Source organism: Pseudomonas sp. 91RF, from assembly GCF_003576265.1.
Classification (GTDB): domain Bacteria; phylum Pseudomonadota; class Gammaproteobacteria; order Pseudomonadales; family Pseudomonadaceae; genus Aquipseudomonas; species Aquipseudomonas kribbensis.
Genome location: NZ_QWFC01000003.1, coordinates 1 through 1605, shown reverse-complemented (window position 1 = coordinate 1605; position 1605 = coordinate 1). Strand labels below are relative to the sequence as shown.

The window sequence follows — 1605 nt, the reverse complement described above, 5'->3', positions numbered from 1 at the left end:
TTCAGCGCGAGGAAATGGCCGCTGACCAGCAATGGCTGGTCGCTCTTGCCTTCGGCGAGCTGGAAGTCGCTGCGATGGCGTTCGAGGGCGCGTTTGGCCAGGTGCTTGCCACGCTCGCGGTCGACGAAACGGCCCGGGTAATCGTAGTCCTCGAGGTCGGGCAGGGCGTCGCCACGGTTTTCGCTTTCGAGGGTTATCCGCGGTTTTTCGAAGTCGTAGTCGCGGCGGGTGGTGCGGCTGGTGCGGGTTTCCAGGCGCAGGTCGAAGCGCTTGATCACCGGGTCGCTGGCGACCATGCCGGAGTCCTGCTGATAGGCCACCGGTGCCAGTTTGTGGAACACCGTCTGGTCATCGCCGAACACCAGTTTGTGCGCCGTGGCGCTGTGCTGGAAGTGGTAATGAATGCCTTCCTCTTCGCACAGGCGCTGGATGAAATGCAGGTCCGATTCGTCGTACTGCACGCAGTAGATACGCTCGGGGTAGATCGATCCGGTCTGGAATTCATAGGCGTTGCCCTGGATGCCGTGTTCTTCGAGGACCTTGCCGATGATTTTCGGCACGCTGAGGTTCTGGAAGATCCGCTGGTTGATCCGGTGCGCGAGGTACGAAAGTTGCGGGCGCAGGGTCACGGAGTAGCGCGTCAGGCGCTTGCCGGAATCGCCTTGCGCGGCGCGGTCGATCAGGCCGTGGATGCCGCTGCCGTCGGGCGACAGCTGCAAAAAGGCCGGTTTGTGCAGCAGGGTTTCGAGGTCCAGCGACGGCTGCTCACTGACCAGCTCCACCTCGAAGGCAAACGGCTGGCTGATGGCTTCCCGGCCGGTGAGGGTAAACACCTGGAAATCGGCGGAAAGCCCTTCGATGGTCAGGGCAAAGTGGGTTTCATTGGCCGGCGCGAACATCCCTTGTTCCTCGTGCTGTACAGCGGCGCCCGTCGACCGCAAGACCGGTCAACGCGCGCGAAATTCTGGAGGGGCGTAAACAACATCGACCAGCAGAGCTGGCCGATGCTTGAAACGATCAGCCGTAATTAAACGACTGGAGCACGCCAGTCATCGGAACCCGAAGTACCGGATACTTCGTGGGTCCAGGTGATTTTGCGGTAGGTGAACTGCACTTCTTCCAGGTGGGTGAAGTGCGCGTTGCCTGGATCCTGGCAGTTGTGCATTTTGTTGTTGATGGCGACGATGATCGCGTCTTCCAGTTTGGTGGTGTAGTAGTGCTCTTGGGTACCTTGAGCCGAAGTGCGGTACCACTGGATAACGATTTCGCTCATGCGCTCGCCGGAGGTCAGAGCGGCTTGCAGCAGAGGCGAAGCCTTGTCGTAGACCTTGGTGATCACAACTGGCTTGTGCACGCGCTGACCGGTTGGCTGACCGGATTGCGGGTCACGCGGGATGATCACGTCGTGGGTGAAAGCCTGAACCATGACCTGGTCTTCGTGGCCTTCCTGGTAGGTGTTGCCAACGGAGTCGGCAGTGAAGGCGCCGGCAGTGATCAGGCCTTGTTTTTCGCCGGTAACCGACATGTACGCTGGTGTTGCCATGGGAGGTGCTCCTTGCGGATAAAGTTAGGGTGCCCGGGAGGCGAAATCGCCCGGTGGGTGCC

General features: G+C 60.6%; 2 protein-coding genes. Both read right to left on the bottom strand.

Annotated features, from left to right (window positions below; genetic code table 11):
- A partial coding sequence (gene tssI / locus DXT77_RS00020) for a type VI secretion system tip protein TssI/VgrG (protein WP_119426116.1) occupies nt 1-899 on the bottom strand: 899 nt, incomplete at its 3' end.
- A 128-nt stretch (nt 900-1027) separates the two neighbouring features.
- Entirely contained in the window at nt 1028-1543 is a 516-nt protein-coding gene (locus DXT77_RS00015; RefSeq protein ID WP_007949952.1) for an Hcp family type VI secretion system effector, read from the bottom strand.
- Nucleotides 1544-1605 lie beyond the last annotated feature (62 nt).

Excerpts from the sequence above, each read along its gene's own strand:
- DXT77_RS00015 (WP_007949952.1), bottom strand. The coding sequence starts at position 1,543 with ATGGCAACACCAGCGTACATGTCGGTTACCGGCGAAAAACAAGGCCTG.